Origin of the sequence: Flavobacterium sp. UBA6195 (genome assembly GCF_002422095.1) — a bacterium.
Lineage (GTDB): Bacteria > Bacteroidota > Bacteroidia > Flavobacteriales > Flavobacteriaceae > Flavobacterium.
On sequence record NZ_DITB01000117.1, the window covers coordinates 1 to 4,184 of the forward strand.

Here is a 4,184-nt window from a genome sequence, read left to right on the forward strand (position 1 = left end):
CTTTTCCGTTTTCCATAGAAATTAATGAACCACCTAAACGTCCTGGAATTTCACCTTTGAATGGTTGGTAATCAATAAAACGGTGCGACATAATAGCTTCACCAGCTGTAGCTGTTAATAATTGATTTCTCAATCCGATAATTCCACGAGATGGAATGTTGAATTTGATAATCATACGCTCTCCTTTAGGTTCCATAGATAACATTTCACCTTTACGAATCGTTACAAATTCAACCGCTCTACCTGAAAGATTTTCTGGTAAATCAACTGTTAATTCTTCAATTGGCTCACATTTTACACCATCGATTTCTTTGATAATAACTTGTGGTTGTCCAATTTGTAACTCATATCCTTCTCTTCTCATCGTTTCAATTAAAACCGATAAGTGAAGTACACCACGACCAAACACTAAGAATTTATCTGCAGAATCAGTTTCGTGAACTCTTAATGCTAAGTTTTTCTCTAATTCTTTATTCAAACGATCTTTAATGTGACGAGAAGTTACAAATTTACCTTCTTTACCAAAGAAAGGAGAGTCGTTAATTGTAAACAACATACTCATTGTTGGCTCATCAATAGCAATAGTTTCTAATGCTTCTGGATTTTCAAAATCAGCAACTGTATCACCAATTTCAAAACCTTCTAAACCAACTAATGCACAGATATCACCAGCAACAACTTCTTCTACTTTTTTACGCCCTAAACCTTCAAAAGTATGTAATTCTTTAATTTTTGATTTGCTTATTTTTCCATCTCTTTTTACTAAAGAAACGTTCATTCCTTCACGTAAAACACCTCTTTGTAAACGACCAATCGCGATACGACCTGTAAACGAAGAGAAATCTAAAGATGTAATTAACATTTGAGGCGTTCCTTCAGAAACTTTAGGAGCTGGAACATGTTCCAAAACCATATCTAACAATGGCTCAATGTTTTCAGTTTGATTTTTCCAATCGTCAGACATCCAGTTGTTTTTAGCCGAACCATAAACTGTTGGGAAATCTAACTGCTCTTCAGTTGCACCTAATTCAAACATTAAGTCGAAAACTTTTTCATGCACTTCTTCTGGAGTACAGTTTTCTTTATCTACTTTATTGATAACCACGCATGGTTTTAATCCTAAATCAATTGCTTTTTGTAATACGAAACGCGTTTGTGGCATTGGTCCTTCAAAAGCATCTACTAAAAGACAAACACCATCTGCCATATTAAGTACACGCTCTACTTCACCACCAAAATCGGCGTGACCTGGAGTATCGATAATGTTGATTTTTGTTCCTTTGTAAGTTACAGAAACGTTTTTAGAAGTAATTGTAATACCTCTTTCACGCTCTAAGTCATTATTATCTAAGATTAAATCTCCTGTGTTTTCGTTTTCACGAAACAACTGACAGTGGTACATAATTTTATCAACCAAAGTAGTTTTACCGTGGTCAACGTGGGCAATAATTGCGATGTTTCTAATAGAAGTCATTTATAAAATTTTTGAAGGTGCAAAGGTAATGTTTATTTTGATAAAAACACTATAGTAATCAATACTTTAGTAGAAATAACATAATAGTAACGTATAAAAAAAGCCCTCGGAATGAGAGCTTTAGTATATTTCACTAACGGTAGACTATAAAGAAGCTACGTGTTTAGTTAATTTAGATTTTAAGTTAGAAGCTTTATTATCATGGATAATATTTTTCTTAGCTAATTTATCAATCATAGAAATTACAGTTGATAATTTTGAAGAAGCCTCAGCTTTGTCAGTAGCTAAACGAATAGCTTTGATAGCGTTACGAGTAGTTTTGTGTTGATATCTATTTAACACTCTTCTTTTCTCGTTACTTCTAATTCTTTTTAAAGCAGATTTATGATTTGCCATTTTGTCTTTTTTTTTTAATTGTAATAATTGTTATAAACTACTAGTTAAAAAAGAAAAACCTCCCACATTTACCTAGGCAAACACTTTGGTTTTAACTAATAAAATAAAGAATGAGACACTACCCTTTATTTTATAAAACTATTTCACAACTAATTTTGTAGCCCGTAGGGGAATCGAACCCCTCTTACCAGGATGAAAACCTGGCGTCCTAACCGATAGACGAACGGGCCATCTCGTACTTTAAAGTCTAAAAGACCTCATTTCCGTAATGCGAGTGCAAAGATAAACACATTTTTTATTCCTGCAATAGCATAAATATTTTTTTTTCGCTTTTTTTACTCTTTTTTTAGTAAGCCTTTGCAAATAAGACTCTTCCTGACGAAGGTTTTCCTGTTAAAACACAAGTTCCAGCTTCTTCTACTCTATCTAAAGCGATACAACGAATGGTTGCTTTTGTTAATTCTTTGATTTTCTCTTCAGTTTCTGCAGTTCCGTCCCAATGTGCTGCTAAGAAACCACCTTTAGTTTCTAAAACTTCTTTAAACTCTTCGAAAGAATTAACTTCTGTAATATGAGTGTTTCTATAATCTAATGCTCTAGCAAACAAGTCATTTTGAATAGTTGTCAATAAATTTTGAATGTAATTTACTACTCCATCTTTAGCCACAACTTCTTTAGACAAATTATCTCTACGAGCAATTTCGTAAGTTCCGTTTTCTAAATCGTTTGGACCAAGAGCAATACGAACTGGAACGCCTTTTAATTCCCATTCCGCAAATTTGAATCCTGGTTTTTGAGTATCTCTATTATCATATTTAACCGAAATGCCTAATTTTCTCAATTCTGCAACTAAAACATTTACTTGTTCAGAAATAGCATCAAACTGCTCATCAGTCTTATAAATTGGAACAATCACCACTTGAATTGGCGCTAAGTTTGGGGGCAATACCAGTCCTTTATCATCAGAATGCGTCATTACTAAAGCTCCCATCAGACGGGTAGAAACTCCCCAAGAAGTTCCCCAAACGTGTTCTTGTTTTCCTTCTTTATTAGCAAATTTCACATCAAAAGCTTTGGCAAAATTTTGACCTAAGAAATGCGAAGTTCCCGCCTGCAAGGCTTTACCATCTTGCATCAAGGCTTCGATACAATAAGTTTCATCAGCTCCAGCAAAACGCTCTGTTTCTGTTTTCAAACCTTTAATCACTGGAATTGCCATGAAGTTTTGAACAAAATCAGCATACACATTCATCATTTTCTCAGATTCTTCAATCGCTTCTTGACGTGTTGCGTGAGCCGTGTGTCCTTCTTGCCATAAAAACTCAGCTGTTCTTAAAAACAAACGCGTTCTCATTTCCCAACGAACCACATTAGCCCATTGATTGATTAGCAAAGGTAGATCACGGTAAGATTGCACCCAACCTTTATAAGTAGACCAAATAATAGCTTCAGAAGTTGGACGGACAATTAACTCTTCCTCTAATTTAGCATTAGGGTCAACAATTAATTTCCCTTTATTTTCTTCATCCGTTTTTAATCTGTAATGTGTTACGATAGCGCATTCTTTAGCAAAACCTTCAGCATTTTTTTCTTCTGCCTCAAACATACTTTTTGGAACAAACAAGGGAAAATAAGCATTACTATGCCCAGTTTCTTTAAACATTCTATCTAGTTCAGCTTGCATTTTTTCCCAAATTGCATAGCCATATGGCTTAATCACCATACATCCTCTTACTCCTGAATTTTCAGCTAAATCAGCCTTTACGACTAGTTCGTTATACCATTTGGAATAATCTTCCGCTCTTGTTGTTAAGTTCTTGCTCATTATGAATATTTTGGCACAAAAATTGTTTATATAATTTTTAACTAATTTGTTTGGCAAAAATAGTTAAATTTGAAGTGTCCAACAATAAAAAAATAAGAGTTATGAAAACTTATTACTTACATACCCAAAAAAATGCCATATTTTCTTTGTTTGGATTATTGGCAGTAATCACAAGTTCTTGTGGTTCCTACCAAAATTCGTCTTACTACAATAATGATGGTGTGTATGGTTCTGAAAAATCAAACACTCAAACGGAAAATAAAGATTCTGAGCAAAATACTGATCAATCAAACAAATACGCTCTGCAATTTAGAAACATGCAAGATGATTACACCTACTTTACAGATGTAGACAACTATAACACCCAAGAACAAGACACTGTAGTTACTGTTTATAAAAATGACTCAAACAATAATTATGCTGGCTGGGGTAACAATTCATCTGATGTTACGATAAACTACTATAATAACGGATGGGGATGGAACAATT

The 4,184-nt window shown here is 33.9% G+C and carries 3 protein-coding genes, 1 tRNA gene and 1 pseudogene; 1 reads left to right on the plus strand and 4 read right to left on the minus strand.

Annotation, left to right across the window (positions count from 1 at the left end; genetic code table 11):
- From B4I81_RS10345 to proS, 4 genes are all read right to left on the minus strand, one after another.
- Positions 1-1,474, minus strand: a 1,474-nt coding sequence (locus tag B4I81_RS10345) for a GTP-binding protein TypA/BipA (RefSeq protein WP_291110361.1), incomplete at its 3' end; no start/stop codon positions are given.
- Between the two features lie 144 nt (positions 1,475-1,618).
- Entirely contained in the window at positions 1,619-1,870 is a 252-nt protein-coding gene (rpsT, locus tag B4I81_RS10350; protein ID WP_291110363.1) for a 30S ribosomal protein S20, read from the minus strand.
- Positions 1,871-2,028: 158 nt separating this feature from the next.
- Positions 2,029-2,100: transfer RNA gene (locus B4I81_RS10355), tRNA-Glu, on the minus strand.
- Between the two features lie 116 nt (positions 2,101-2,216).
- Complete coding sequence (gene proS / locus B4I81_RS10360) at positions 2,217-3,695, minus strand: proline--tRNA ligase (RefSeq protein WP_291110365.1); 1,479 nt, start codon at positions 3,693-3,695, stop codon at positions 2,217-2,219.
- A gap of 101 nt (positions 3,696-3,796) precedes the next feature.
- Here proS and B4I81_RS10365 point away from each other — a divergent pair.
- Positions 3,797-4,184: pseudogene (locus tag B4I81_RS10365) on the plus strand (hypothetical protein); the annotation flags it as partial.

What these genes read in the sequence shown, in the direction of transcription:
- proS (WP_291110365.1), bottom strand. Translation starts at nt 3,695, where the DNA reads ATGAGCAAGAACTTAACAACAAGAGCGGAAGATTATTCCAAATGGTAT.
- rpsT (WP_291110363.1), bottom strand. Translation starts at nt 1,870, where the DNA reads ATGGCAAATCATAAATCTGCTTTAAAAAGAATTAGAAGTAACGAGAAA.